21 protein-coding genes are annotated in these 25,538 nt (G+C 70.6%); 8 read left to right on the top strand and 13 right to left on the bottom strand.

Going from position 1 to position 25,538, the window contains the following annotated elements:
- Window positions 1-174: 174 nt before the first annotated feature.
- Window positions 175-741 carry a DinB family protein gene (locus tag ACHFIV_RS19360; protein WP_398970372.1) on the bottom strand — a complete coding sequence of 189 codons (567 nt, stop codon included), beginning with the start codon at window positions 739-741 and terminating at the stop codon, window positions 175-177.
- Between the two features lie 261 nt (window positions 742-1,002).
- On the opposite strand from ACHFIV_RS19360, the gene ACHFIV_RS19355 reads away from it, so the two are divergent.
- From ACHFIV_RS19355 to ACHFIV_RS19345, 3 genes are all read left to right on the top strand, one after another.
- Window positions 1,003-1,599 (top strand): PadR family transcriptional regulator, encoded by a 597-nt coding sequence (locus ACHFIV_RS19355; protein WP_398970369.1) that lies wholly within the window; start codon window positions 1,003-1,005, stop codon window positions 1,597-1,599.
- A gap of 189 nt (window positions 1,600-1,788) precedes the next feature.
- Complete coding sequence (locus tag ACHFIV_RS19350) at window positions 1,789-2,331, top strand: Clp protease N-terminal domain-containing protein (RefSeq protein WP_398970366.1); 543 nt, start codon at window positions 1,789-1,791, stop codon at window positions 2,329-2,331.
- Between the two features lie 67 nt (window positions 2,332-2,398).
- Complete coding sequence (locus ACHFIV_RS19345) at window positions 2,399-3,433, top strand: EamA family transporter (RefSeq protein ID WP_398970364.1); 1,035 nt, start codon at window positions 2,399-2,401, stop codon at window positions 3,431-3,433.
- 146 nt (window positions 3,434-3,579) lie between these two features.
- Here the strand turns inward: ACHFIV_RS19345 and ACHFIV_RS19340 are convergent, their stop codons facing one another.
- Window positions 3,580-4,275: a pyridoxamine 5'-phosphate oxidase family protein gene (locus ACHFIV_RS19340; RefSeq protein ID WP_398970361.1), complete on the bottom strand. Its 696-nt coding sequence runs from the start codon at window positions 4,273-4,275 to the stop codon at window positions 3,580-3,582.
- A gap of 35 nt (window positions 4,276-4,310) precedes the next feature.
- On the opposite strand from ACHFIV_RS19340, the gene ACHFIV_RS19335 reads away from it, so the two are divergent.
- Complete coding sequence (locus ACHFIV_RS19335) at window positions 4,311-5,642, top strand: aminotransferase class I/II-fold pyridoxal phosphate-dependent enzyme (RefSeq protein ID WP_398970358.1); 1,332 nt, start codon at window positions 4,311-4,313, stop codon at window positions 5,640-5,642.
- Here ACHFIV_RS19335 and ACHFIV_RS19330 read toward each other — a convergent pair.
- Window positions 5,629-6,618: a DMT family transporter gene (locus tag ACHFIV_RS19330; RefSeq protein WP_398970355.1), complete on the bottom strand. Its 990-nt coding sequence runs from the start codon at window positions 6,616-6,618 to the stop codon at window positions 5,629-5,631. The genes ACHFIV_RS19335 and ACHFIV_RS19330 overlap by 14 nt on opposite strands.
- A gap of 73 nt (window positions 6,619-6,691) precedes the next feature.
- Here ACHFIV_RS19330 and ACHFIV_RS19325 point away from each other — a divergent pair, with 73 nt between their 5' ends.
- Window positions 6,692-7,606, top strand: a complete 915-nt coding sequence (locus tag ACHFIV_RS19325) for a LysR family transcriptional regulator (RefSeq protein WP_398970352.1) — start codon at window positions 6,692-6,694, stop codon at window positions 7,604-7,606.
- Here ACHFIV_RS19325 and ACHFIV_RS19320 read toward each other — a convergent pair.
- The 5 genes from ACHFIV_RS19320 to ACHFIV_RS19300 all read right to left on the bottom strand — a co-directional run bounded on the left by ACHFIV_RS19320 (window position 7,603) and on the right by ACHFIV_RS19300 (window position 12,657).
- Window positions 7,603-8,073 (bottom strand): pyridoxamine 5'-phosphate oxidase family protein, encoded by a 471-nt coding sequence (locus ACHFIV_RS19320; protein WP_398970350.1) that lies wholly within the window; start codon window positions 8,071-8,073, stop codon window positions 7,603-7,605. The genes ACHFIV_RS19325 and ACHFIV_RS19320 overlap by 4 nt on opposite strands.
- An 80-nt stretch (window positions 8,074-8,153) precedes the next feature.
- Window positions 8,154-8,609, bottom strand: coding sequence for a Rieske (2Fe-2S) protein (locus ACHFIV_RS19315; protein WP_398970348.1), 456 nt, complete (start codon window positions 8,607-8,609; stop codon window positions 8,154-8,156).
- A 416-nt stretch (window positions 8,610-9,025) separates the two neighbouring features.
- Window positions 9,026-9,784 carry a MerR family transcriptional regulator gene (locus ACHFIV_RS19310; protein WP_398970345.1) on the bottom strand — a complete coding sequence of 253 codons (759 nt, stop codon included), beginning with the start codon at window positions 9,782-9,784 and terminating at the stop codon, window positions 9,026-9,028.
- Window positions 9,785-9,926: 142 nt separating this feature from the next.
- The gene (locus ACHFIV_RS19305; RefSeq protein WP_398970343.1) at window positions 9,927-11,183 is read right to left on the bottom strand and encodes an SGNH/GDSL hydrolase family protein; all 1,257 of its coding nucleotides are present in this window, start codon (window positions 11,181-11,183) and stop codon (window positions 9,927-9,929) included.
- A gap of 223 nt (window positions 11,184-11,406) precedes the next feature.
- The gene (locus ACHFIV_RS19300) at window positions 11,407-12,657 is read right to left on the bottom strand and encodes a cytochrome P450 (protein ID WP_398970340.1); all 1,251 of its coding nucleotides are present in this window, start codon (window positions 12,655-12,657) and stop codon (window positions 11,407-11,409) included.
- Between the two features lie 452 nt (window positions 12,658-13,109).
- On the opposite strand from ACHFIV_RS19300, the gene ACHFIV_RS19295 reads away from it, so the two are divergent.
- Both ACHFIV_RS19295 and ACHFIV_RS19290 read left to right on the top strand, forming a co-directional pair.
- Window positions 13,110-13,487 (top strand): effector-associated constant component EACC1, encoded by a 378-nt coding sequence (locus ACHFIV_RS19295; RefSeq protein ID WP_398970338.1) that lies wholly within the window; start codon window positions 13,110-13,112, stop codon window positions 13,485-13,487.
- Window positions 13,484-17,869, top strand: coding sequence for a caspase, EACC1-associated type (locus ACHFIV_RS19290; RefSeq protein ID WP_398970335.1), 4,386 nt, complete (start codon window positions 13,484-13,486; stop codon window positions 17,867-17,869). Before ACHFIV_RS19295 ends, ACHFIV_RS19290 begins: the two co-directional genes overlap by 4 nt.
- 66 nt (window positions 17,870-17,935) lie before the next feature.
- Here the strand turns inward: ACHFIV_RS19290 and ACHFIV_RS19285 are convergent, their stop codons facing one another.
- From ACHFIV_RS19285 to ACHFIV_RS19265, 5 genes are all read right to left on the bottom strand, one after another.
- Window positions 17,936-19,252: an ABC transporter ATP-binding protein gene (locus ACHFIV_RS19285; protein ID WP_398970333.1), complete on the bottom strand. Its 1,317-nt coding sequence runs from the start codon at window positions 19,250-19,252 to the stop codon at window positions 17,936-17,938.
- Between the two features lie 48 nt (window positions 19,253-19,300).
- On the bottom strand, window positions 19,301-19,807 hold the full coding sequence (locus tag ACHFIV_RS19280) for a DoxX family membrane protein (protein WP_398970331.1): 507 nt from the start codon (window positions 19,805-19,807) through the stop codon (window positions 19,301-19,303).
- Between the two features lie 151 nt (window positions 19,808-19,958).
- The gene (locus ACHFIV_RS19275) at window positions 19,959-20,612 is read right to left on the bottom strand and encodes a lytic polysaccharide monooxygenase (protein ID WP_398970329.1); all 654 of its coding nucleotides are present in this window, start codon (window positions 20,610-20,612) and stop codon (window positions 19,959-19,961) included.
- An 82-nt stretch (window positions 20,613-20,694) separates the two neighbouring features.
- Window positions 20,695-21,129: a DoxX family protein gene (locus ACHFIV_RS19270; RefSeq protein WP_398970327.1), complete on the bottom strand. Its 435-nt coding sequence runs from the start codon at window positions 21,127-21,129 to the stop codon at window positions 20,695-20,697.
- An 82-nt stretch (window positions 21,130-21,211) separates the two neighbouring features.
- The gene (locus ACHFIV_RS19265; RefSeq protein WP_398970324.1) at window positions 21,212-23,578 is read right to left on the bottom strand and encodes a family 49 glycosyl hydrolase; all 2,367 of its coding nucleotides are present in this window, start codon (window positions 23,576-23,578) and stop codon (window positions 21,212-21,214) included.
- A 736-nt stretch (window positions 23,579-24,314) separates the two neighbouring features.
- On the opposite strand from ACHFIV_RS19265, the gene ACHFIV_RS19260 reads away from it, so the two are divergent.
- Window positions 24,315-25,496: an ROK family transcriptional regulator gene (locus ACHFIV_RS19260; RefSeq protein WP_398970321.1), complete on the top strand. Its 1,182-nt coding sequence runs from the start codon at window positions 24,315-24,317 to the stop codon at window positions 25,494-25,496.
- Window positions 25,497-25,538: the final 42 nt, after the last annotated feature.

The following is a 25,538-nucleotide window of genomic DNA, read 5'->3' as shown; positions in this document are numbered from 1 at the left end:
CGCGCAGCTGACCGGTCGCCGGGGCGGTGTCCGTGAAGGCTCCCGGCCATGAATGGTGTGCACCGGCGGCGTCCGGTCGCCTCGACGCGTGACCGGTGCCAGTGATCGCTGACCGATTGCCACTGAAGGATGATCGACGCCGGTCAGTGCCACCGCGGGCTGGTCATTCCGTGTTCAGGTACGCGGGGGCGTGGTGGCTCCGTCCCGCCGGCGGTAGAGGTCGCGCAGCAGGGAGATCTCGGCGCCGTGATGGATCAGCTCCCTGTTGACGTGCAGGACCCTGTTCTCCATGGGAAACCGCTCGGGACCCACCGTGGGCGGACCGGCCAGATCGGCGTCCGAGAGCTCGCGGACCCCCGCGTCCCATTTCCGATACATCTCATCGAGTTGTCCCAGAGCCTCGTCAGCGGTCCCCGCGTAGGCGAATGTCCGGGAGTCGACGTCCTGGCCGCCGAAGTACCATCCGACCCGGTACCCCAGGCACGAGACGACGATGTGCGCCAGCCGCCAGGCGATCGTGGTCACCGGTGCCGGCACCGGGGCAGGGGACGCGGAGTCCATCGTCCATTCCCCCGGGCCTCCCGACATCGGCGCGTTCGACGTGCCACGTGGGCGGATGCTCCAGCAGCCGTGCACCGGCTCCCAGAAGTACTCCTCGTCAGTCAGACCGTCCAGCCGAGGCCGCAGGTTCTCACGCCAGTACCAATCCAACTGATCCGCGAGCCGCTCGCTTCTTGTCATTGCCGCACACTACCGACCCGTCGAGCGGAGTGATCGTCGCCGTCCGCGGTCATCCTCCACGGTCGCAAACCCCGCGGACAGTCATCCCCGACTGGTACAGAAGTCGATCGATCGGCCTTCGCTGACAAGCGGTCGACACCCTCCGACAGGTCGACGCGGCCCGGGGGCGCCTTGTGATGCGGACACTACCGATATATCGTTGAAGCATCGCGACAGTTCGTAGAACAGTCGCGATGCGACTATGCGGAGAGGAGCGCGGTCATGCGTTCACATGGAGAAGGCCACGGACGCGGCCCCGGGCGTCGAGGCGCCGGCTGGGGTGACGTGGAAGGCGGGCGTGCCGCGTTCGGACCGTTCGGGCCGCCTTTCGGCGGCGGCCCCTTCGGTGGCGGACGCGGCCGGGGAGGCGGACGGGGCAGGGCGAGGCGCGGTGACGTCCGGGCGTCGATCCTCGCGCTGCTCAAGGACCGCTCGATGCACGGCTACGAGATGATCCAGGAGATCGGCGAGCGCAGTGGGGGGGCCTGGAAGCCGAGCCCCGGATCGGTGTACCCCACCCTTCAGCTGCTGGAGGACGAGGGGCTGATCATCAGTGCCAGTGAGGGCGGCAAGAAGCTGTTCACCCTCACCGATCTGGGTCGTGGTGAGGCCGAGACCGGCCCCGACGCGCCCTGGGAGGAAGCGGGGCGCGGTGTCGACTGGGAGGGGGTGAACGAGATCCGGCAGGCCGGTTTCGGTCTCATGGAGGCGTTCGGCCAGGTCTGGAGGACCGGCTCGGCCGACCAGCGGCAGAAGGCCCTCACGGTGATCAACGACGCCCGTAAGAAGCTGTATCTGATCCTCGCCGACGAGCACTGAGCCGTGCGGTCCGCGCGAGCCCGGCAGGCCCCCGGCGAGGGGGCCTGTCCACTGTCCGCCGTGCCCGGGGGCGTGGCCTGATCTCATCCGCAAGGATGAGGGCGTCCCCTGTGGTGCCCGCCTTTCGCGGGATGGCGGATGGGCCGCGCCGGGGATGAATACACGCCCCGGGGCTGATGGGGTGGAGAGGTGCACTTCCGGACGCCAGGGATCCCCGACCATGCCCCACCGAACCACCCGTGGGCCGGTGCCGGGCCGGGCGCCACGCTGGCCGCCGTGGTGACAGGTGCCCGCAGGAGGGCGGTACGCGACGGGGACCGCCATGTGGACACCGCTCATCTCCTGCACTCCCTGGTCGAGTCCGACCCCGGGGCGCGGAGGGCCTTCGGCGGCGGACCCCGGCTGGCAAGGGTGCTCGGGTACCTCGTGCAGCGCAGCATCGGTTACGGCCTCCGCTGGCAGGCCGCGCAGGAGGATGCGGGGCACTCCGGAGCCGTACGGACGCCCGGGGGCGAGGGATGGTCGCCCGCGGCGGCGGCCGCACTGGAGTGTGCCGCCCGGAGTGCCCTGGTGCGGGGGGAGCTCCACGCCGACGGGCTCGATCTGCTTGCGGCGCTGGTCGCCGATCCCCGGTCCCGTGCGGTCGAGGTGCTGGAGCGAGCCGGTGTCCCGGCCGAGTGGCTGGGTGCCCGCGCGGCGGACCGGTCGGCCGGGAGAGACCCGCAGGGGTGATCATGAACACGCGGCGGACAGGTGTGACGGGGGTGACGCTGCTGACGCCTGCTGCCATGATGTGCCGATGCACGCGTCTCAGAGGAGAAGTGCCGGTCTGGGCCTCGCCCTCGCCTCGGCCTTCGCTTTCGGTGGTTCAGGGGTCGCGGCCAAGCCGCTGATCGAGGCGGGGCTCGACCCGCTGCACGTGGTGTGGCTCCGGGTTGCCGGCGCCGCCCTGGTCATGCTGCCGGTCGCGTGGCGGCACCGGAACCTGGTGCGGGAGCGGCCCGTCCTGCTGGCCGGGTTCGGGCTGTTCGCCGTGGCCGGGGTCCAGGCCTTCTACTTCGCGTCGATCTCGCGCATCCCGGTCGGCGTGGCCCTCCTCATCGAGTATCTGGCGCCCGCGCTCGTCCTCGGCTGGGTGCGCTTCGTGCAGAGGCGACCCGTCACCCGGGCCGCCGCGGCCGGTGTGGTGCTGGCGGTCGGCGGGCTCGCCTGCGTGGTCGAGGTGTGGGCCGGCCTGACCTTCGACGTGGTCGGTCTGCTTCTCGCCCTCGGCGCGGCGTGCTGTCAGGTGGGCTACTTCGTCCTGTCGGACCAGGGGGCCGGACACGGGGGCACGGCGGGCGCCGGACCTCCGCACCCGGTCGGTGTGATCGCTTACGGGCTCCTGGCCGGGGCGGCCGTGCTCACGGTGGTGGCCAGGCCGTGGGGCATGGACTGGGCGGTCCTCGGCGGGCACGCGGACATGGACGGGCGCGGCGTCCCCGCATGGCTGCTGCTCTGCTGGATCGTGCTGCTCGCGACCGTGCTGGCCTACGTCACCGGGGTGGTGTCGGTGCGGCTGCTCTCCCCGCAGGTCGCCGGCGTCGTCGCCTGTCTGGAGGCGGTCATCGCGACCGTGCTCGCCTGGGTCCTGCTGGGTGAGCACCTTTCCGCTCCGCAGCTCGTGGGAGGCGGAGTGGTGCTGATCGGTGCCTTCATCGCCCAGTCGTCAGCACCCAGGCCGCCGTCCGGGCCGGTGGCCTCCGGGCCGGGTGCTCAGGGGCCGGAAACGACGCGGGCACCCGGACCGGCCGATGCCGAAGACGAGCTGTCCCGGCCGCCCTCCTCCTCGTAGGGAGGGCGGACCACTCGTCCGGCCCCGCTGCCTGAGCGAGGCGCCGGGGCCCGCCTCGCCGAGGCGCACGGCGTTGGGGCGGCCGTCCGCCGCCGGGGCACCCCGGCGGCGGCTTCACGGAACGGGTGGCGACCGGAGGCGGCGGGTCAGAGCGCGGCGAGGTAGTCCGGCACCTCGACGGCCGGATCCAGGTCGCCGGACGGTACGGGCTCCGCGTACCGCCTGGCCACCGGGACGACGCCCGCCCAGTGCGGAAGGGCGAGGTCCTCGGGTTCGTCGTTCGGCCCGCCCGTACGGATCTTGGCGGAGACCTCGTCGAGGTCGAGGCGGATCACCGCGGTCGCGGCCAGCTCCTTCGCGTCCGCCGGACGCGAGTCCTTCGACCTGCCCGGCACCGCCTGGTCGACGATGGCGTCGAGTGCCACGCGCCGCTCCTCCGGGTCGGTCACCGTCCTCGCGATGCCGTGGACCACGACGGAGCGGTAGTTGATCGAGTGGTGGAAGGCGGAACGGGCGAGCACGAGACCGTCCACGTGCGTGACGGTCAGGCAGACGGCGAGGCCCGGGTCCGCCGCGCCCGCCGTGCGCAGCGGGCGTGACCCGGTCGAGCCGTGCACGTACAGTCGCTCGCCGATCCGGCCGAAGAGGGTGGGGAGGACGACCGGCGCACCGTCGCGGACGAATCCCAGGTGACAGAGGTAGGCCTCGTCGAGTATCGAGTGGACGGTTTCGCGGTCGTACGAGGCGCGCTGCCTGGCGCGGCTCGGGACCGTGCGCTCCGTCGGCTCGTAGGCGGCGGTTCCCGGGAGGCCGGTGCCGTCGGGCGTGGAGGTGTCCGGCATTGCGTACTCCATTGCACTAGTGCATAATGTTGTTTGTGCTAGGAGAGTATCGGATCAGTGGGCGGCGTGCATCCGACATCGCCGCGAGCGTGGAACTCGGTGTCGCCTCGGGAGACCTCGCGCCCTGTCATGTGCTGCCGCCGATGCGGGAGTTGGCGGCCACGCTCGGCGTCAATCCCAATACGGTCGCCGCCGCGTACCGGACCCTCCGTGAGCGCGGAGTGATCGAGACGGCGGGGCGGCGGGGGAGCCGGGTGCGGCCCCGGCCCGCGAGCACGGCGCGGGGCTCGCTGAGGGTGGAGGCCCCTCCGGGGGTGCGTGACCTCGGCGACGGCAATCCCGATCCCGCCCTTCTGCCGGATCTGGCGCCGGCGCTGGCGGTGGCCGCGCAGGCCTACGGCCGTGAGCCGGCCCTCTACGGGGACGCGGCGGTCCTCCCGCGGTTCGCGGAGCTCGCGCGGGCCGGCCTGGACGCCGACGGCGTGCCCGCCGGGCCCGTGGCGGTGGCCTCCGGCTCCCTCGACGCGATCGAGCGCGTGCTCGTCGCACACCTCAGACCAGGTGACGCGGTGGCTGTCGAGGACCCGGGGTGGGGCGCGCTGCTGGACCTCGTCCCGGCGCTCGGCATGCGCGTGGTGCCCGTGGCGCTGGACGGCGAGGGCCCGCTGCCCGAGGAGGTGCGACGGGCCCTGCGGGCGGGGGCCAGGGCTCTGGTGGTCACGGACCGGGCACAGAACCCGACCGGCGCGACGGTCACGGCGGGCAGAGCCGACGCGCTTCGGTCCGTGCTCGCCGAATATCCAGCTGTCCTGCTGATCGAGGACGACCACGGTCATGCCATCGTCGACCTCCCGGTGCACCCCCTCGCGGGGGTCACGGAGCGCTGGGCCTTCGTGCGGTCCGCCTCCAAGGCGTACGGGCCCGATCTGCGGGTCGCCGTGCTCACCGGGGACGGTCTGACCGTCGACCGGGTGACGGGCCGTCAGCGACTGGGGCCCGGCTGGGTCAGCGGGCTGCTGCAGCGCACGGTCGCGCACCTGTGGGAGACGGGGGCCGTCGACACGACGGCCGTCGACCGCTCCTACGGGGCGCGCCGGGACGCGCTCGTGCGGGCGCTGGGGGAGCGGGGGATCGCGGCGTACGGGCGGACCGGGATGAACGTGTGGGTGCCCGTGAGCGATGAGACCGGGGCGGTGGCCAGACTGCTGCACGCGGGCTGGGTGGTGGCCCCGGGGGCGCGGTTCCGGATGACCTCACCCCAGGGGATCCGGCTGACCGTCTCGTCGCTGTCCACCGCCGACATCGAGCCCCTCGCGGACGCGGTGGCGGCAGCGGCACCGGCCGCACGGCCGGTCAGCCACGGCTGAGAGGCCGGACGCCGGTGAGCGTGCTCCCCGAGGAGCGCGCCCGGCTCTGGGTGAGTGCGGCGCCCGCGAGGACCACGAGTGCGCCGACCGGGGTGTTCCAGCTCACCTGCTCGCCGAGCAGGGTCACTCCGGCCACCGTGGCGATCACCGGGATGAAATAGGTGACCATCTGCGCCGTGGTGGGGCCGACCTCCTCGACGAGACCGTACTGGAGCAGCACAGCGAGCCCGGTCCCGAGTGCGCCCAGAGCCGCCACGGCGAGTGTGGGCAGCAGCGGGAAGCCATCCGGAACCGGGGTGAAAACCGGTACCACAAGCGCCAGTTGCACGGTGCCGAGGAAGAGCTGGCTGCCGGTCAGCGCCAGGGTCGAGGAGCCGGTGCGCGCCAGGGTGCGCCGGACGTAGATCCAGCCGACCGGGTAGCTGAGAGAGGCGAGCAGTGCCATCGCCGTACCGGTGACGTCCAGTCCCGAGAAGCCCTGCCAGGCGCCCAGGACCGTCAGTACGCCGATGAATCCCAGGCCCAGCCCCGCGACGCGGCGCCGGGTCGGCCGGTCCTCGGAGAGCGCGACGAGGGAGAGTGCCATGCCCCACAGGGGTGAGGTGGCGTTGCAGATCCCGGCGAGTGTGGACGGGATCGTCAGCTCGGCGTACGCGAAGAGCGAGAACGGCAGTGCGTTGAGGAAGAAGGCGGCGACGAACAGGTGGCCCCAGGTCCGGCCGGACCTGGGCAGCCGCTCGCGCCGCACCGCCATCGCGAGGGCGAGGACCGCTGTGCCGGACAGCAGTCGGCCGAAGGTCACCTGGAACGGCGCGAACCCGTCGGTACCGACCTTGATCAGCAGGAAACTGAACCCCCAGATGAGCGACAACGCCGCGAAGCGGATGCGCCAGTCGAAGGCCCGTCGACGCGGCGGGGGCGCGGGCAGGGAGGTGTCGGTGGCGGGAGTCGGCCTCGATGCGGCGGAAACGCTCATGGATCAAGCATGACCAGCGCAACAGCGTAGAACAAGTGAGACTTCATCGGGTGCTTGGCGTAGCATCGCTTACATGTTGAACCTGGAGCGCCTGCGGACCCTGGACGCCCTGGCGCAGCACGGCTCCGTGAGCGGGGCGGCCGAGGGTCTCCACGTCACCACCTCGGCCGTCTCCCAGCAGATGGCCAAACTGGAGCGCGAGGTGGGACAGCAGCTCCTGGCCAGGAACGGGCGGGGCGTCCGGCTCACCGACGCGGGCCGGCTGCTCGCGGATCACGCCGCGAAGATCCTTTCCCAGGTGGAGATCGCACAGTCCGACATCGAGGCGCAGCGGGGGCAGGTGGTGGGGGAGGTCCGGCTCGCGGCCTTTCCGACGGCGGCCCGTGGGCTGTTCCCCGCCGCCCTCGCCACGCTCCGCGCGGAGCACCCCGGACTCACGCTGCGTACCACGGAGCTGGAGCCGGAGAGCGGAATCCGCGCGGTGCTCCAGGGCGATGCCGACCTCGCCGTGGTGCTCGACTGGAGCAACAAGCGTCTGCCCGTACCCGGCGGTCTGGCGCGGGCCGAACTCCTCGACGACGCACCGGACATCGCCATGCCGGCCGGTCATCCCCTCGCCGGCCGGGCGGAGGTGGACATCGAGGACTTCGCCGACGACGACTGGGTGTCCTGGCCGGAGGGCGAGTTCTGCTACGACTGGCTCATGTTCACCCTGCGGTCGAAGGGCATCGAGCCTCGTGTGGCGCACCTCGCGGGCGAGCATCACACCCAACTCGCTCTGATCGCGGCCGGGTTCGGTGTGTGCGTGGCGCCCAGGCTGGGGCGGGGGCCGGTGCCGGACGGTGTGCGCCTGGTGCCCGTGCGGCAGCCGATGCGGCGTCATGTCCACGCGGTGTGGCGCACCGACGCGGACCGCAGGCCGTCGATCCGGGCCGCTGTGCAGGCCTTGCGCTCCGCGGGCAGGGCTCTGCACGCACCGACTTCCTAAGCGGGCCGGGGCAGCTTCCTGAAGTCCCAGGACCTGACGGTCCGTGGCGTGAGGCGGAGCCAGGCGTGCCGCCCATCGTGCGGCAGGGAGTCCGATCCGAGGTATTTCGCCGCGAACAGCCTCTCGGGTTCGGTCAGTTCGTCGCAGGCCGCCCCCGTCCGTGGTATCTCGCCCACGAAGGTGACCTCGCCCGACAGCTCCACGCCGCGGAGCTCGCCGTACTCCTCCCCGTCGTCCACCACCACGGAAGCCCTCGGGTCACGCCGGAGCTGCGCCCAGCGCAGGCTCCGGGTGAGTGAGTAGAGCCAGACGGACGTGCCGTCCCACACGAACCACAGGGCTCCGACGTGCGGCATGCCCTCAGGGGAGACCGTGGCCACCCGGCAGGTGCGCTGTCGCGCGAGGTAGGTGTCCCGTTCCGCGTCGGTCATCATGATCCGACGGCCACGGCGTTGGGCGACGGTCACGGGACACCTCCTGTGGTCCGGCCGGTCCGGAAATCATGGGGGCTCCTCCGCGTCCACGCAATGGTCCCCGTCCCGGACCGTCACGCGAGGGTGATGGAGCCGCCTTCCACCCGGATCCGCTTCTCCGGCAACGGCTGGGTCGCGGGGCCGCCCGTCACCTCACCGGTCGCGGCGTCGAACGTGCTGTTGTGGCACGGGCAGTTGATGACGCCGTCCGCGATCCCCTTCACGGCGCAGCCCTGATGGGTGCACTTCGACGAGAAGGCCTTGAACGTGCCGGCCGTGGGCTGGGTCACCACGACGCCCTTGTCGGCGAACACCACTCCGCCGCCCTCTGGGATGTCGGCCGTCCTCGCGAGGGCCGCGCCGTCACCGTTCGCCGCTTCGCTCCCGTCGCCCGGCTGGACCGTGTCCGAACCCCCGGTGTCCTGCGAGCCACCGCACGCGGTGAGGGCGGCGGCCACTCCCACCGCGCCGACCGCCGCGACGACGGACCGCCGCCCGAAGTGGGCCGGGCTCTCCTGCGGTGCGCTCATGCCGTCTTTCCCTTCGTAGGAGTCACAAGACCTCGCCAGTGGATACGCGCCGCCGGCACCGGCCGTTCACCGGCACCCGGCCCGGAAGAACACTGTGACGACTGCCACAGGGGTCGAGGCGGACCGGTGCAGGTGATCGAGGCGGTGGACCCGCCGGCCCCGGCTCGCCCGCGCGAGACGGACCAGGCAGGCCGGCAGTGCACCGGGCGCATCCGGCCCTGCTGCGGCGGTCCGGCGCGCCGACTGCCCGGGACGCCGCGTCGCGAAGGAACAGGCACGCCCAGCCGCTGCCCGACCCCCTGCCCGGGCCTGAGGCCGGCACCGTGGGACATGGGCCGGACCGGTCCTCGGAGCCGGGCCTGACACGGTGCGACCGCCGCCGCGGCCTGCTCCCGCGACGGCGGTCGCCCTGTGCCTCAGTGCAGCCGGGTGGAGGCGTAGGCCTCGATGGCGTCGCGCTGATACGCGGCCAGGCCGGGGGCGATCGACTCGTACGCGGTCCGCCAGGCCTCGTTGTCCACGCAGGCGCGTCCGATGGCCCGGTACTCCTCGGCGGATACCGTACGCAGCTGGGACAGGGCCCGGTACTGGGCGTCGATCCCGGACTGCACCGGACCGGCGTCGGCCGGGTGGCCCGCGGCCATGAGTTCGGCCAGCCGGATCATCTGTGCCGTGCGCTCGAGGTGCCCGGCGTCGGCGTCCGCCTGGCTCATCGCGGCAGCGCGCCGTCCGACCTCCTCAGCAAGTTCCGGGAAGTCGCGCATGTTCTCCGCGTACTGGGAGGGCCGGACGCCCTCGAAGAGGTTCTCCGGTCGGTTGACGGTCATGGGTCTGCCATCCTTCCTGGACTGCTCCAGTTCGGCGATCGTGCGGGAGACGGTGCCGGCAAGGGCGTCGAGCCGGTCCCGCTCCGCGAGCAGCCGCCGGTGGTGGCCCCGCAGGGCATCCAGCTCGTCGACCTGGGCGGCAAGGATCCGGCCGATCTCCGGAAGCCCCACGCCCAGCGCCCGCAGCACGAGGATCTGCTGCAACAGCCGCAGCTGGTGCTCCTCGTAGTAGCGGTACCCGTTGGCGCCGGTCCTGGCCGGTGGCAGCAGGCCCGTCTCGTCGTAGTGGCGCAGTGTCCGGGCGGTCACGCCCGACATCCGGGCCACTTCAGAGATCGGCCAGTCCATCGCGACTCCCGCACGTGTGTATCGCCGGGCCGGTGTCTCCGGCCCTGGTGACGACGGTAGGAGTTGCCGCAGCGGCAACTGCAACCCCAGGTCGCCCGATCGCCGTGACAGGGGCAGGGCGCCGCAGGCCGCGGCCCCCGCCTCACGACAGCGGGCGCCGGGCGAGCAGTGCGTCCAGGTCGACCGCGTCGGCCATCGCGCGGGTGCCCGCGTCGTTGGGGTGCAGTCCGTCCCCGCTGTCGTAGGCGGGGTCCATCGTCAGCGGGTCGTCGGGCGACGCGGTCGCCGACGCGAAGTCGACCACTCCGTCGAACGCTCCGGAGTGCCGGATCCAGTCGTTGACCACGGCCCAGGTCGCCTGGCGTTCCTGGCTCCACACGAACGATCCGCGGAAGGGGAGCAGTGTTCCTCCGTACACCCGAACGCCCCTGGCGTGGACCTTGTCGATGAAGGCGCGGTACCCGGCGATGATGTCCCCGGCGGACGCGTCGAAGCCGATGTCGTTGATGCCCTCCTGAAGTATGACGGCCCTGACGCCGCTCTGGCCGAGCGCGTCGCGCTCCACACGGGAGACTCCCGACGGTCCGTAGTACGGCTCTCCGTCCCGCTCGGCGATGAGGCGGTTCCCGCCCAGGCCGGCGTTGACCACCGACAGGGTGTGCCCCTTCCGGTCCTGGAGCCTGCGGGCGAGGTGGTCCGGGTAGCGCTGGTTCGCGTTGCCGGTGGTGCTCGCCGTGTCGGTGATGGAGTCACCGAACGTCACCACGGTCCCGGCCGTCCGGGCGCTCGCGCGCACATCGACACCGCTCACCAGCATCCAGCAGGGTGTGTCCGTGTACCGGGATCCCGAGGCGTCGGCGGCGGCGTCCCCGGCGGCGAGGTAGTTGCCCTGGGCGGTGAACGGATGGTTCGTCACCGGGCCCGTGGGCTGGGCCACGTGAACGCTCACCAGGAGGCTGGACAGAGGCCGCACACGCATCGGTACGGGGTCACTGAACAGGTCCTCGCCGGCTGCGACCGTGGTGCGCTCGCGCCCGTCGAAGGTCAGGGTGCGCAGTGTGCCCGGCACGGCCGCCGCCCCGGACCGCTGCACGGCCACGGTGACGTGTTCCACGCTCACCGGCCGTGTACCGAAGGTGTTGGTGAGCCGGACACGGACCCTGTCGCCACCGGCGCTGACGAACAGCACGTTGCGGACGGTCCGGTTCTCCAGACCCGCTCCGGCAGGGCAGCTGTTGCCCGGGATGTCGCTGCCGGTCACCTGGCTCGCGCCCCACGCGGCGACCCACGGCCCGCCGGAACCGTGGGCCGAGGCCGGCGGCAGCTGTGTGACGGACAGGGCGACGGAGCTCACGGCTGCGAGGCACAGCCGCTGGATGGCGGAGGGGCGTGAGCGCATCGGGGTACTCCTTCGTGAGGTGGGACCACGGCGGCGCCCGGCGCCGACCTGACGCATGGCGCGGCATGACGCCTGGCAACGTTGTCATCCGTGAGTGCGGCTGCCGTGACGATGAGACCGGACCCGGCGCACCGGCACAAGGGGTGTTCGCGTCACGCGAGTACCGGCCCGGGGCGCCCCGTCGGCGCACCCCCGGCACGCCCCGGTCGGCGAGGGGCCCGCCTCAGCGCCGCAGGCGCACCGGAAGGGCCCGGACACTGTTGCCCACGAAGGAGGCGTGCCTCGGCAGTTCCGCGTCGGGGACGGCGAGGTCGAGGTCGGGGAAACGCGCGAACAACTGCGACAGCGCCACGGCGCTCTCCATCCGCGCCAGAGGGGCGCCCACGCAGTAGTGCGCGCCATGACCGAGCGAGAGGTGCCGGGTCCCGCCGTCGCGGGTGACGTCGAAGCGGCCGGCGTCGGCGCCGTGGGCCTTCGTGTCGCGGCCCGCCGCGGAGTACCCGGCGAGTACCGGAGTCCCCTTGGGGATCAGGGTGCCGTCGAGCGTCAGATCGCGGGTGGGGTAGCGGAAGGGGAAGTAGCTCACCGGGCTGTCCCAGCGCAGCGTCTCCTCCACCACGTCCGTCCAGTCCGCCGCGCCCGACCGGACCAGGGCGAGCTGGTCCCGGTGGGTGCACAGGGCGCGGACGGCGTTGGTGATCAGATTGAGCGTCGTCTCGTGGCCGGCGACGATCGTCAGCATCAGGGTGCCGATCAGCTCCTGCGGAGCGAGCCGGTCACCGTCCGCCTCCCGGGCCGTGATCAGTGCGCTGATGAGGTCGTCCCTCCGGTCCTCCTCCCGGGCGGTCACCACCGCACCGAGCACCTGAACCATCTCCCGGTTGGCAGCCATCGCCTCCGCGGGGCCGGTGTCGGTGCTGACCATGCGGTCGGACAGGTGGTGCAGTCGTTCGTGCTGTCCGGCGTCGACGCCCAGCAGTTCGCAGATGACGCCCATGGGCAGGGGCAACGCGAAGTGTGTACGCAGGTCGGCGACGCCGTCACCGGCCGTGGCCGCCCGGTCGAGACCGTCCAGGAGCGAGGCCGTCAACGCCTCGACACGCGGCCGCAGTTGCTCCACGCGGCGCGCCGTGAACGCCTTGCTCACCAGGGAGCGCAGCCGTCGGTGGTCGGCACCGTCGGCGGTGGTCATCCCCTGGACCGTCGCGAAGGTCCTCAGCGGCCAGCCGTCGGCGATCTCACCTGCCTGGAGTGCCGCGAAGTGCCGCGCGTCCTTGGCGACATCAGGGTGTGCGAGAAACTCCCTCAGGGCGTCGTGGCCGAGTACCGCCATACCCTCCACCTCGCCGGGCAGGACCACCGAGGTGACCGCGCCCTGGGACAGCAGGCGGGCGTTGGCCGCGTGCGGGCACCCGCCGGCCGGGTCCATGCGGTGCGGACGGCCGGATGCGGAGTTCGCCGGCGAGGTGTTCATCGAGGCTCCAGACCGAGGGGTGGGTGGGTGCGCCCTGCTCGCTTGCCCGCCGGGCGCCGGCAGGACGGTACGAAGATGACGCCGCCCAGGGGTCCAACTGCCCCCGGGGCAAGGACGGCGGGCAGCCCAGGTCAGCGCGGCCGGTCTGTCCGGCGACCGGAGAAGTCACTCCGCCTGCCTGTACCTTCGGGCAGCGGCCGGCCATCGCACAAGGGCGCCCGGGGATTCAGAGGGCGCGAGTACCGGGCGCGGTCGGGGCCCGCGCCGGCGCACCGCCGCGTGTTCCACGCTTCCGGGCGCGGGCCGGACACTCCGCCTGTCCGTCGTGCGGACAGTGCCCGGACCTTGCCGGCGCACTGCTCACGGATTGGCAGGATCCGGTCTCCGGACCACTTCGCCGTGGCTAAGCTCGCGGCCACTACGGCACTTGCACAGCACGGGAAGGGTGGGGGATGAGGATTCGCATTCCGGCGGACGGCGACGAGGAAGCACTCGTCGATCTTCAGGCGTGGCTGGCGGACGACCCCGGATCCGCCCAGATACGGGTGACCGCGGTCGGTGGGCACGGCGGCCCCACCATGAACGCGCTCGAAGCCGTGGACGTGATCCTGGGCAACGCGGTCGACATCGCCGCCTTCGCCCTGGCGTACGTGACCTGGCGATCCGTCAGGCGGGACGAGACACCGGCTCGGAGCGCCGACGAGGGATCAGGCGGACATCGCCTGGTACACGGGAACGTCAGTGTCGACATCGGTCACCTCTCACCCGAGGAACTGGCCGGTCTCCTGCGCCGCCTGGAGGACACACCGGCCGCGGGGGCGGACGAGTGACCTCCGCGCCCGGCCGGTCCCGGGCGGTTCTCTTTGGAGTGCACGAATTCGGCGAGCTGTCACAGCTCAGCGGGGTCCGGCACAACATCCCGGCGTTACGCGACCTGCTCACCAGCGACGACGTCGGCGCGCTGGCGGAGAAGGACTGCACGGTCGTGCCGCCCGACGGCACACAGCAGCAGCTGCTCGACACTCTGCACGACGCTGCGGAGGAAGCCACGGACCTCCTGCTCTTCTACTATGCGGGACATGGGCACTTCGGTGGTCGTGATCGCTCGTTCTTCCTCGCCACCCAGAGCTCCAGTGGCCGACGGCCCTACCACTCGGTGAAGTACAGCGACATCCGAGATCTCGTCGCGGGGTCGCAGGCGCAGCGGAAAGTCGTCGTCATCGACTGCTGCTTCAGCGGCCGGGCGCTGCCCATGTCGGACGAACACACCCCGACACAGTTGGACATGGAGATCACCGGGGCCTGTGTGCTCACGTCGGCAGCGGACACCGAGCGCTCCCTGTGCCTGCCCGAGGGCAGCGTCTTCACCCTCGAACTGACCGCTCTGCTGCGCGACGGGCTCCAGGGCGAGCTGACGGGTGCGCGTAAGGGTGAGCACCTTCCCGACCTGACCATGACCGATGTCTTCAACGCCCTGAACACCAGGTTGCACGGCCGGACGGTGGACGGCTTCCGAGTGCCCCAGCCCAGGATGAGCACGCGCGATCTCGGCCATCAGATCGTGCTCGCCCGCAACCGCGCGTACACGGGCACACCGGAGGGCGGGGCCGGAGGCGGGGCGGAGACGCAGGCCGAGGACCACGAATGGGTGACCGCGGCGCGGGACCACCCGCTGTGGAACTACGTCGCCGACGAGCGCGGGCTGTCCCTGCTCCGCGACACCGCCACCGCACTCGCCGCCCGGGCCGCCGCCGCGACGACGAGGGGCGGTGGGGCGTGCCCCGGGGACCCCTGGTACTCCCTGTCGTACGCCTACCGGGTGGCCGAGTGGACCGACAGCCTGCTCCTCGACAGCAGCGCCCGCCCGGAGGAGCTGGAGCTCTCCGCCGCCGAGGTGTTCCTCCTGGTCACCCACCCGTATCTGCACGCCGCCTTCTGGAAGTACAACGCGAGCCGTTACAGCGCGATCGCTCCCACCGACCTCACCGACGTACAGAGCACCTCCCCGGCCCGGAGGAACTACGAGGTGTTCCTGCGAGGTCAGCCCCGGCTGATGCGCCGGGCGCTGCGTAATCCGGACGACGCCTCCGCCGAGGCCATCGGCTGGTGGCTCTTCCACCGCTGGCTGGTCCGTCAGGCCCGACTGTACGAGCCCGCCTCCGTGGAGACCCTGCTGGACCATCTCGCGGTGCCCCTGGGGAAGCGGTCGCCGAGGGAGAAGCGGCTCGTCGAGGACGTGCTGGAACCGCGGCTGCTGGCCCAGCTCCTGCGTTCCCCCCAGCTCCCGGGCAGAACCGAGGAAGCCTCCGTCGGACCCCGGAGCGTGGGGGTCGCGGAGACCGCACAGCGGGTGCGGGTGCACCAGCTCGCCGATCTGCTGCGTATCGCGCATCTCTTCGCCATCGATCCGATCACACTGTCCGACGTGGTCGTCGACCACATCGGCATCGGTTACGCGGTGGACCTCCCAGGTCTGCACGAGACGCTGGCCGGCGTCCGCTGGGAGTCGAGCGGCCGGACCAGGGTGCTGAGTGCCGTCTGCGGCCACCTCGCGGTCGATCTCGGACTGCGTCAGCACGCGGCGGCACTCGACACCCTGCTGGCCAGGATCGACATCAGCACGGGCGACGAGGAGCGGCCGGCCCTGTTGCGCAACCTTCCGTTGCACGTGACAGCCGAGCGTGTGACGCCCGCGGTCGAGGAGAACGGCCGGCCGGCCTACGAGTCCACCGAGCTGCGGTTCCGTCTGGCAGACGACCGCATCCAGGAACTGCTGATGGGCGAGGAACTGTACGGGGACCCCGCCCTCGCGATACGCGAGCTGTACCAGAACGCCCTGGACGCCTGCCGCTACCGGGACGCGCGTACCCGCTACCTGCGTGCCACCGGTTCGCAGGTGGCCCCGTACGAGGGCCGCATCACCTTCAGGCAAGGAGCCGACGGGGCGGGGCCCTACCTGGAGTGCCGCGACAACGGCATCGGCATGGGGGAGGTCGAGCTCCGCGACGTCTTCTCGCACGCGGGCATGCGGTTCGCCGACCTGCCGGAATACATCGAGGAGCGGGCGCGGTGGCAGGAGCACGGCATCGTCATGCATCCCAACAGCCAGTTCGGTGTGGGAGTCCTGAGCTACTTCATGCTGGCCGACGACATCACCGTCACGACCTGCCGCCTCACCCCTGAGGGACTGCCGGGCGAACAGCTCCGGGTCGAGATCGCCGGTCCTGGTTCCCTCTTCCGGATCCAGCGCCTGGAGCGCTGTGCCGAGGCCTACACGAGCGTCCGGCTCAGGCTCCGGTCGCCGGACGTCGCCTCCTGCGTCGACGTGTTGCGCCGCATTCTGTGGCTGTCCGACGTCGACGTCACGGCCGAGGACGCGCAGGGACAGAGCCTGGCCTGGGAGGCGAACCGCCTCTGCGAGGAAGCCCCGCTCGGCTCGACGGACCCCCACTCCTCCGACAGCGCGCGAGAGGAGGGAGCGGTCACGCTCGCCGGTTCGAATCCCGCCGTCTGGTGGTGCAACACCGGTGGCGCGGTGCTCGCCGACGGCTTGTGGGCCGGTGAGCACCGCTTCGGGGCGGTGGTGAACCTGTCGGGCGGCCATACACCACGTCTCACCGTGGACCGGCGCAGAGTCATCGACCCGGACACGGTCGAGATCGAACGGCTGCTCCGCCAGGAGATCCCCACCCTGCTCGCGGCGAAGGACGCCGTGTTCCAGCATGCCTGGCTGAGGCGGGTCCTGGAGGAGAGCCCCCAGCTCGCGGACGAGATCTTCGCCCAAGCGGTACGCGTCGGCTTCGCGCCCTGGCGGATCGCCGGGCAGGAGGTGGACATCACCAGAGCCGGGTTCTTCGCGGAGGACGAGACCCTGAGCTCCTACCTGGACAACGGTGATCCCTGGTCACCCGTGCAGGACAGCCCTGGCGCCAACGGTTTCCGCGAGCAGGCGCTTACGGACGCCGGCCTCTTCCCGGGATTCGCCGCGGCGGAGCCTCCCTCTAGCGCCCTTCCCGTACCCTCCGACGTCTACCTCCTCATACCTGGCTGGCCCAGCCGTGGCCAGTCGCCGTGGATGGAATCCGTGTTCGCCCACGAGTCCACGATCAGCCTCGGGCTGATCACCCAGGCAGCCCGAAGAACGGGGCGTTCCGCCGACGACGTCGCCTCCCGCCTGCAGGAACTCGGTCTGCCCACACCTACCGCGCCTCTGCCCCGACTGGAGGACGGGGACCTCGACCTCATCAGCGAGTCCCTCAGACCGGGCGGGGGGCCGTGGCTCGACCCTGCCACCCCCGTCGACCCGGTGCGCATCATCCACACCGCACGGCGGACCGGTCGCAGCACCGCCCACGTCGCCAGGCGACTGACCGAACTCGGCTACCGCATGCTCGTCGATCCGCTGCCGGGGGAGGAAGCCGAGGACCTGGCCCTCCTCAGCCGTGATCTGGACGCCGTGGCCCCCTGGCTCGACCCGCAGACCACGGTCAGTGTCGCTCACATCGCGCAGGCGGTCAGCAAGACGAAACGGTCAGCGGAACACGTGTGCGCCCGGCTCGCCGCATTCGGCTTCCGCACCCCCGGCACCCCGCTGCCACCGCTGACAGCCGAGGACCTCCGCCTGCTGAGTGAGAACCACAACGGGGAGGCACCCTGGCTCAGTCCGGACAAGACGATCGGCCCTGCCCACATCATTCAGACCGCCTCACAGCTGGGCTGCTCCACGGACCACCTCACCAGCCGGCTGACCGCGCTCGGCCTCCGCACACCCACCCGCCCGGTGCCGGAGGAGGAACCCGGGGACCTGCGCATCCTGAGCGTGCACGGCAACGGGCGGTCACCGTGGCTGAACATCGAGCAGGTCGTGGCGCCGAGCCAGATCGCCATGGCCTCTTCGGTCACCGGCTACACGGCGGACCGTATCGCCTCCAGGCTGACGCACTTCGGTTACCGCGTCCCGGACGCCCGCCTGCCACCGCTCGAACCGGACGACCTGCACATCATCAGTCGGGACGTCGACGCCGTGGCCCCCTGGCTCGACCACCGCGAGCCGGTTCGGCTGTTCCATGTCGCACAGACCGCCGCCACCCTGAAGCTGCCCATTCACACCGTCGCCAGCCGGCTGCGGGAACTCGGTTTCAGGCTGCCTGACTTCGCCGTCCTGAGCCCGGGGCAGCCTGCTGCGGGACCGGACAGCCCGCAAGCGGGGTAAGGCCACAATCGGCAAGCCTGCGGGCAGGGCGGCCGGTCAGGGCCGGAGTGCGGGTGTCTGCCGTGGTCAGAGTTCCGGTACCCGGGTGGGGTCGGGGCTGACGCGTTCGCCGCGTGCGTCGAAGACGAGCAGGTCACGTACGTCGAGGAGGAGGGGGATGTGCTGGCCCCTGCGATGACGGGCGCCCGGGGTGTCGCGTATGACGAGTTCTCCGATGCCCCTGCGAGCAGGGGGCCGCGCCGGAGGCTGTGTGTCCCCGGGGAGTGCGGGGCGGCGGTCGAAGAGTCCGGTGCGGCGGCGGAGGTTCCGCACGTGGTCGGCGGCGCTTCTGCGAGCCGGTTCCTGGCGGACCCGGGCGGGGAGCTGATCCGGCACGTCGGCCCGTTGTCCGCCGAGTGAGAGGTGGAGCAGGGCTTCGTGGCCTTGGAACTCGGTGTGCTCGACGACCCCGGTCATGGCTCGTTCGAAGGCGGTGGCGTGTTTCTCGTCGGCTATGCGGATGGCTTCGGGACGGAGGCCGATGAGGAGCGGCTGTCCCTGGACGACGCGGAGCATCTGGTGGTCGTGGGTGAGCGGGTAGGACAGGGTGATCCTCTGGGCTCCGAAGTTGAGTGCCATGACGCCGTCGACGGGGGCATACACGGTGCCGTGCAGCAGGTTGATCCTCGGGGTGCCGACGAACGAGGCGACGAAGGCGTTGGCGGGCAGCGCGTAGAGGGTGCGGGGAGTGTCGATCTGCTGGAGGATCCCGTCGCGCATGACTGCCACCCGGTCGCCGAGCGCCATGGCCTCGGCCTGGTCGTGGGTGACGTAGAGCGTCGTCGCACCGGTGCTGCGGGTGACCGCGAGCATTTCGGTGCGCAGGCGGGCGCGCAGCCGGGTGTCGAGACTGGAGAGCGGCTCGTCCATCAGGAAGACCGAGGGACGCCGGACCACGGCGCGGCCCATGGCGACGCGCTGGCGCTCCCCGCCGGAGAGCCGGCCGGGGGCCTGGTCCAGGAGGTGGTCGATGCCCAGGGTCCGGGCGACGGCCTGTACGCGGGCCGTCATCTGGCCGTGGTCCTGCTTCTGGACCGTCAGGGGAAACCCGATGTTCTGGGCGGCGGTCATGTGGGGGTAGAGCGCGAAGCTCTGGAAGATCATCGCGATGTCTCGTTCGCTGGGCCGGAGGTCGTTGGCGATCCGTCCGTCGAGGTGCAGCTCGCCCCCACTGATCGTCTCCAGGCCGGCGATCATCCGCAGGAGGGTGGACTTGCCGCATCCGGAGGGTCCCAGCAGGACGAGGAACTCCCCGTCCTCGACGGTCAGGGAGAGCCGGCGCACGGCCCTCTGGCCGTTGGCGTAGGTCTTGGCGAGGTTGTGAAGGGTGAGGGTGCTGCCCACGGGTGCTCCTGGTACGAGTCGCGCTTGGCGGGGACAGGGACGGGCCGGTCAGTGGGTGAGTTCGTCGGCGGTGATGTGCAGGCAGGCGGCGACCAGGACGACGTTCTTGATGACGTACTGGCCTTCGAGGGTGGGAACGGCCGTGGTGTGCCAGGCCACGTCGGGCAGTACGAGGAGGGAGAGGAAGACTCCGGCCATGTGGAGGAAGAACGCTGCCAGGGCCCAGCGGAGCAGGAAGCCGGTCAGGAGCACGAGTCCGATGCCCGTCTCCAGGACCGCGAGCAGGAGCAGGCAGAGCGGGGCGGGGACGAGCCCGATGGTCATGTCGGTCATGGCATCGGTGGCGAAGTCCTCGGCCGCGCTCGCGCCGGGGAAGAACTTCAGGATGCCGAACCAGCAGAAGACCAGGCCGACGCAGACACGCAGAACGGCGGGGCTGACCCGCGTGTAGCGGTGCGCGTGGGGCGCGAGGCGGCTTCGCAGGGACTGCCGCGGTCCGGCCGGCACGGCGGGTGGCCGGTCGGCGGAGTCGCGGTGGTGAGAGGTGCTGGTCATCGTCGATCCTCCGCTGGAGACGACCTCGGACACGGGGTGCTGGGCGCCTGACCGCGGCGGCTCTCCACCGGTCCGGGGCCACGCGTGGTTCGGTGGGGGAGGGCCCCGCAGGAGGTGGCGCCTCCTGCGGGGCCCGGTCAGCCGGCTCCGGTCAGCTGAAGTTCACGTCGCTGCACAGGAAGTACTTCTGGTCCATGTGCGACGCCTTCCAGATGGTCACCACGACATGGCGTCCGCTGTAGCCGGAAGTGCTGACGTCCGTGACGTAGTGCGGCTGGTAGGCGTAGCGGCCGGTCTTCTTCACCAGCTCGAGGTCGTCCCACCCGATCAGCTGGTACTCCGGGTTGAAGCCCTGCTTGGTGACGTAGACCTCGAGCCAGTCCGCGCCGTGTCGGGCCTCGTCGTAGATGTCGACGGTGAAGTCGGAGCCGATGTCGGTCATCTTCCACGGGCCCGGGCGGTCGAGGGGCCGGTAGTTCGTCTCGCCCTGGCCGCCGGCGCTGCAGATCTCTCCGTCGGGAATGACCTGCTTGTAGTTGTCGCCGGTGTTGTTGGCGTAGACGGCCTTCCACGCGCCGATGGCGTTCGCGTTCTCGTGGTAGGTCCGGTAGCACATGGGGTCCTGGGACTCGTTGGGCTCGGTGTAGCCCCAGCGCTGCAGGCAGCCGTAGTTGCGGGTCTCGGGGGTGATGACGGTGCCGTGTGCGGAGGCCGCCGGTGCCTGGATGACGCCGAGGAGGGCGGTGGCCATTACGGCGGAGCTCAGCGCGACGACGCGGGTCAGAGTTGCGGGTATGCGGTTCATGGTGCTCTTCCTCCGTGTGTGTGTGGAGATCACAGGCCGATTCCGACCAGTGATTTAGGTGCACATGACAGCTCGTGTGGGATCAGTGGTTGCTCGCCTTACTGCTCACCTCCTCTCGCCGGCGCGCGGGCTGGGGCAGCAGGGCGGTCAGGGACCACTGGCCGGGGCCAAGGGCGGCGATGAGCAGGAAGGCCCAGCAGAACAGTGCGGCGCTCTCCCCGCCGTTCTGTATCGGGAACAGTCCGTCGCCCTGGTGGTGGACGAAGTAGGCGTAGGCCATGGAGCCTGAGCACACGAAGGCTGCCGGGCGGGTGCCGATCCCGATCAGCACGAGTGCTCCGCCGGTCAGCTGGATCACTGCGGCCCACCAGCTGGGCCACTGCCCGACGCTGGGCACCTCGCCGTGCGGGCCGCCCAGGACGTCGAAGAGGGTGGCGGCTCCGTGGCAGGCGAAGAGCAGCCCGATCACGATGCGGAAGAGGCTCAGGACGGGTTGCTCGAACCGGGCTGGTGGCATGCGCGGGATGCCTTTCTGCGAGGGGGAGGCGTGGGTTGGTCGCTGGTGGCCGCCACGGTGGCGGCCACCAGGACCGGTGTGGCTAGGCGGTGAGGTTGAACTTCTGGCTGGCCCAGGTGCTGCAGTCCCACAGGTGGAGGCGGGCTCCGTCGGCGGTGCTCTGGCCCTCGATGTCGAGGCAGCGGCCGGACTTGAGGTTCTTCAGCGTGCCGTTGGCCTGGAAGGCCCACTTCTGGCTGTCCCAGCCGCCGCAGTCCCACAGATGTGCCTTGGTGCCGTTGGCGGTGGCGCCGCCGACGACGTCCAGGCACTTGCCGCCGGACTTGAGCTGCTGGCCATCCAGCGTCCATGTCATCGAGGCGGCGTTCGCGCAGGTCCACTGCTGGATCGCGGTGCCGTTGGCCGTGCCGGCTCCGGCGCGGTCGACGCACTTGGCGTTGCCGCCGTTGACGATCTGACCGGAGCCCGTGCCCGGGTCGGGATCAGGGTCGGGGTTGCCGCCGGGGCCCCAGGCGTTCCAGTTGTCCCAGTTCTCGGTGTCGAAGCCGAGGCGGCCCAGCTTGTCCGCTCCCCAGTTGGTGCCGGATTTGTTGATTGCGGTGCCGCCGACGGTGTAGTTCTCGAGCTTGAGGCCCTTGCCCTGGGTGGTCTCGTTCCCCAGGGTGACCTTCTGGCCGGCGGTGTTGGAGTGACGCTTGAGGAGGCTGATCTGGCTGCTGGGATCGAGGCCGTTCCAGTTGTCGATCTTCAGGTTCTTGACGTGGATGTTCTCGGTGCCGGAGAGGGCGAAGACGCGGATCGCGCAGTTGGTCTGGCCCTCGACGGTGATGTTCTCGAAGGTCATGTTCTTGACCCAGGTGTTGGGGTCGCCCTTGGTGGTGGATCCCATGTCCTCCCAGTGGGAGGAGGAGTTGAGGATGCAGGTGTTGTACTTGACGTCCTTCCAGTACATCCGGTTGTGGATGACGTGGGTGTTGGTCACCCGGACGTTGTCGATGTTGCGGGGGGTCCAGCCCCACTGGATGACGGGGCCGTTCTCGTTCTTCCAGATGACGGTGTTATCGATGGTGACGTCGCTGTGGTACATCTTCAGCACGTCGTCGTTGGCGTTGAAGAAGGTGTTCTTCATGGTGCTGCCGCGGTAGAGCTCGATGCCGTCGGTCTGCCAGTACCAGGAGCCGACCTGCTTGTAGTTGTCGACCCGCATGCGGAAGGTCTGCTCGTTGCCGTAGACGACGAACGAGTGGTAGGGCGGTTCGTTGATCGTCACACCCTGCAGGTCGAGGTGCTGCTGGGCGTTCGCGGACTGGAACTGGAGCATCTTCACGCAGGAGGCGTGACAGTTCGACGCGCCGCTGAGGTGGTCGTAGTTGTTGTTGGTGTCCGCCTCGTAGACGTACTGCTCGCCGGAGAGGACCCCGTACCCGGTGACCTTGTACAGGCTCTGGTTGTCGTGGAAGAAGCGGAAGGCTCCCTTCACGTAGGCGCCGGGGGCGAGGTAGACCCACTTGACGTTGGCCGGCAGGACCGCGTGGTACTTCGAGCCCATGGTGTAGGTGCCCGGGCGGAAGTAGATGATGTCCTGGCTGACGTTGTTGAGGTTGGTGACCTGGCCGGGCTCGGGGTAGTGGATGCTCCCTGAAGCGGCGGTGGGGATCAGCCGGTCCTTCTCCGCGCCGGTCGGCGTCGGCTCGGCGAAGATCATCATGGAGTTGCGCGGCTCGGTGTGGATGGCCCGGTTTCCGCCACCACCGCTCGTCGTCAGCTTGCCCGCGTCGTTCGCCGGCCCGGACATGTCGTTGTACGCCGTGTAGAGCTGCGGGTCGAACTCGACCGAGAACCGGTGGCCCTTGCTGCTGTAGGGCACCTTGACCCGCACGGTCTTGCTGTTGACGAGCTCCTTGTCGAAGTGCAGGCTGCTGGGCCTGATCTTGACCTGGTCGGCGGAGGAGATGCTCTGGTCGGTACGCAGGGACACGTCGACCCACACGTCGGCCGTGTACTGGAAGGACGACCAGCTCATGGTGAGGTTCGCCGACGCGGAGAACTCCGCACCGTCCTCCTTGGTGTAGCCGATCTTCCCCTTGCCGCTGCGGGGGATGCTCATGTAGGCGAACGAGTCGTACTTCGTCGTCGGCGCGGCGGCCGTGGCGACCTTCACGTCGTAGAAGGAGGACCGCCGCACCTTGTCGCCGCCCACCGGGCTGCTGGTGTTGAACTCGTGGTTGTCGTGCCACCAGGTCTGCAGCTGCTCGCTGTTGGCGGTGGCACCCGCCGCTCCTGCTGCCGGTGCCGCGAGCAGGGCGGCCGCGGGGACGAGCTGTCCTGCGGGGGCGGGGGCGGCCGAGGCCGTGGTGCTGGCGGGTACGACGGCTCCGGCGAGCGCCAGTGCCAGGCCGGCGGCGATGGCCGCCAGCGGGTTGAGCCGTCGCAGTCTTCCTGCGGGCATGGTGATGTCCTCTCCTTGATGAATCGGGGCATGGCCCCAAGGCGCCCGCCCGGGGGCGGGCACGGACACCGCTGGGACAGCTGGAACAGCTGTGTGGCGGAGTCATCGGTGCATGCGGTCGCCCGTTCACGGGGCTGACCGGGGTGCGGCACTCGTCCTGGTCGGCGGTTCGTCTCTCTTCGGGGGGAGCCGGCTGACGGAGTCCACGCGGGGATCATTCGCAGGGCCAGGAGCACAGGACACCGGTCCTGCGAGCGGAGCGAACCGGTCCTGCCCGCCCCGAGGGGTGAGGGGGCTGCAGATGTGGCGGCGGCCTGTGACCCAACAGGTCCTGGCTCCGCCCCGGTTGCCGGTTAACTTCCCGTCATTTCTTCCCCGTGTCAATGAAATGAACAGGATTCTTCGACCTGCGGGACCAGTGCGCGCATCACAAGAAGCACAAAACACGCAAAACGACTACAAGTGTCCGGCAGAGGTGGGCCATCACGGTTGCGTAACGCGATGTTTTCTTCCTTGACGCACTTAAAGGCTGCGGGACACACTCCCGTCATGAGCAGCGACGCCGACTTCCACAGGTCGACGGCGTCCCAGCCGCAGGAGGCGCGATGACGATCTCTGCAACGCTTGGCGGTACCGGTCCCGCGCATACGGGAAGCCCTCGCCGCCCGCATCGGGTTCGATGGCGCTGAACCCGATGCAACGGCCCTGACAGACCACTACCTGGAGGCACCGCGTGATGAGCCCGTCCAAGATCCGGTTCTCGGAGCTTGTCAGTGAGCAGACCCGGGCGGAGATCTTCGCGACCGTGCTCACCGCAGGACCCATCTCGCGCACCCAGCTCGCCCAGCGCCTGGGCCTGGTGCCCTCCTCCGTCACCCGCATGCTGCCGCCGCTGCTCGAGCATGACTACCTGCGTGAGAGCGACCCGGTTGCCCAGGGGCGGGGCAGGCCGCAGAAGATGCTGCACGTCAATCCCGACAAACACGTGGTCGTCGGCATGAAGATCGCCCCCGGACGGGTCTTCGGTGTCGTCACCGACATGGCCGCCAACGTCCTGGCCCGGGACGAGGAGCCCCTGGCCGACTGCACCCCCCGGACTGCCCTGTCCGCCGCCGCCTCCCTGACCGGCAGGCTCCTCGCAGAGGCGCCCGAAGCGGCGGACAGGGTGCTCGGCCTCGGCGTCGGAGTCAGCGGCCACGTCGATTCGGCAGCCGGGATCTGCCGCTACTCGGCCCTGCTCGACTGGAACAAGGTCGACGTGGCCGGGCCCCTGCGGGAAGCGACCGGGCTGTCGGTGGTCGTCAACAACGACGTCAACACCCTGGTCGTCGCCGAACGCTGGTTCGGCGAGGGCCGCGACATCGACTCCTTCGCCGTGGTCACCGTCGGCCCCGGCATCGGCTGCGGCCTGCTCCTGGACGGCGCCCTGTTCTCCGGCGCCACCGGACTCGCGGGCGAACTCGGCCACCTGCCCCTGGACCCCTCCGGACCCATGTGCAGCTGCGGCCGACGCGGCTGCCTCGAATCCCTGGCGGGCGACCGCGCCATCCTGCGCCACCTCGCAGACGGCGGATTCCCCTGCGACACGATCACCGACGCCATCGAGCTCGCGCGAGGCGAAGCCGGGGCGGCCCGCACCGTGGCCCGATCCGCCTTCGCCGAAGCCGGCACCGCCCTCGGCAGAGGCGTGGCCGGCATGTGCAACCTGCTCAACCTGCAGAAAGTCATCATCGCCGGTGAAGGCGCGGTCGCCTACGACCTGTTCGGCCCGCACATGAGCGAGGCGATGGAAGCGCAGGCGTTCTCCACCGCGGCCACCGACTGCGACATCCACGTCGACCCCGCCCGCCACGACCTCTGGGCTCGGGGCGCCGCCTGCCTCGTCATCCGCGACACCGTGGGCGCGGCCATCTCCTGACCCACAGCGCCCGCCGACGCTGCGGCGACCCACCACCCGCGA

Origin of the sequence: Streptomyces sp. ALB3 (assembly GCF_044385685.1) — a bacterium.
Classification (GTDB): Bacteria; Actinomycetota; Actinomycetes; order Streptomycetales; family Streptomycetaceae; genus Streptomyces.
Note: the sequence above shows the minus strand (reverse complement) of the source record. Positions and strands in the feature narration are given on the sequence as shown.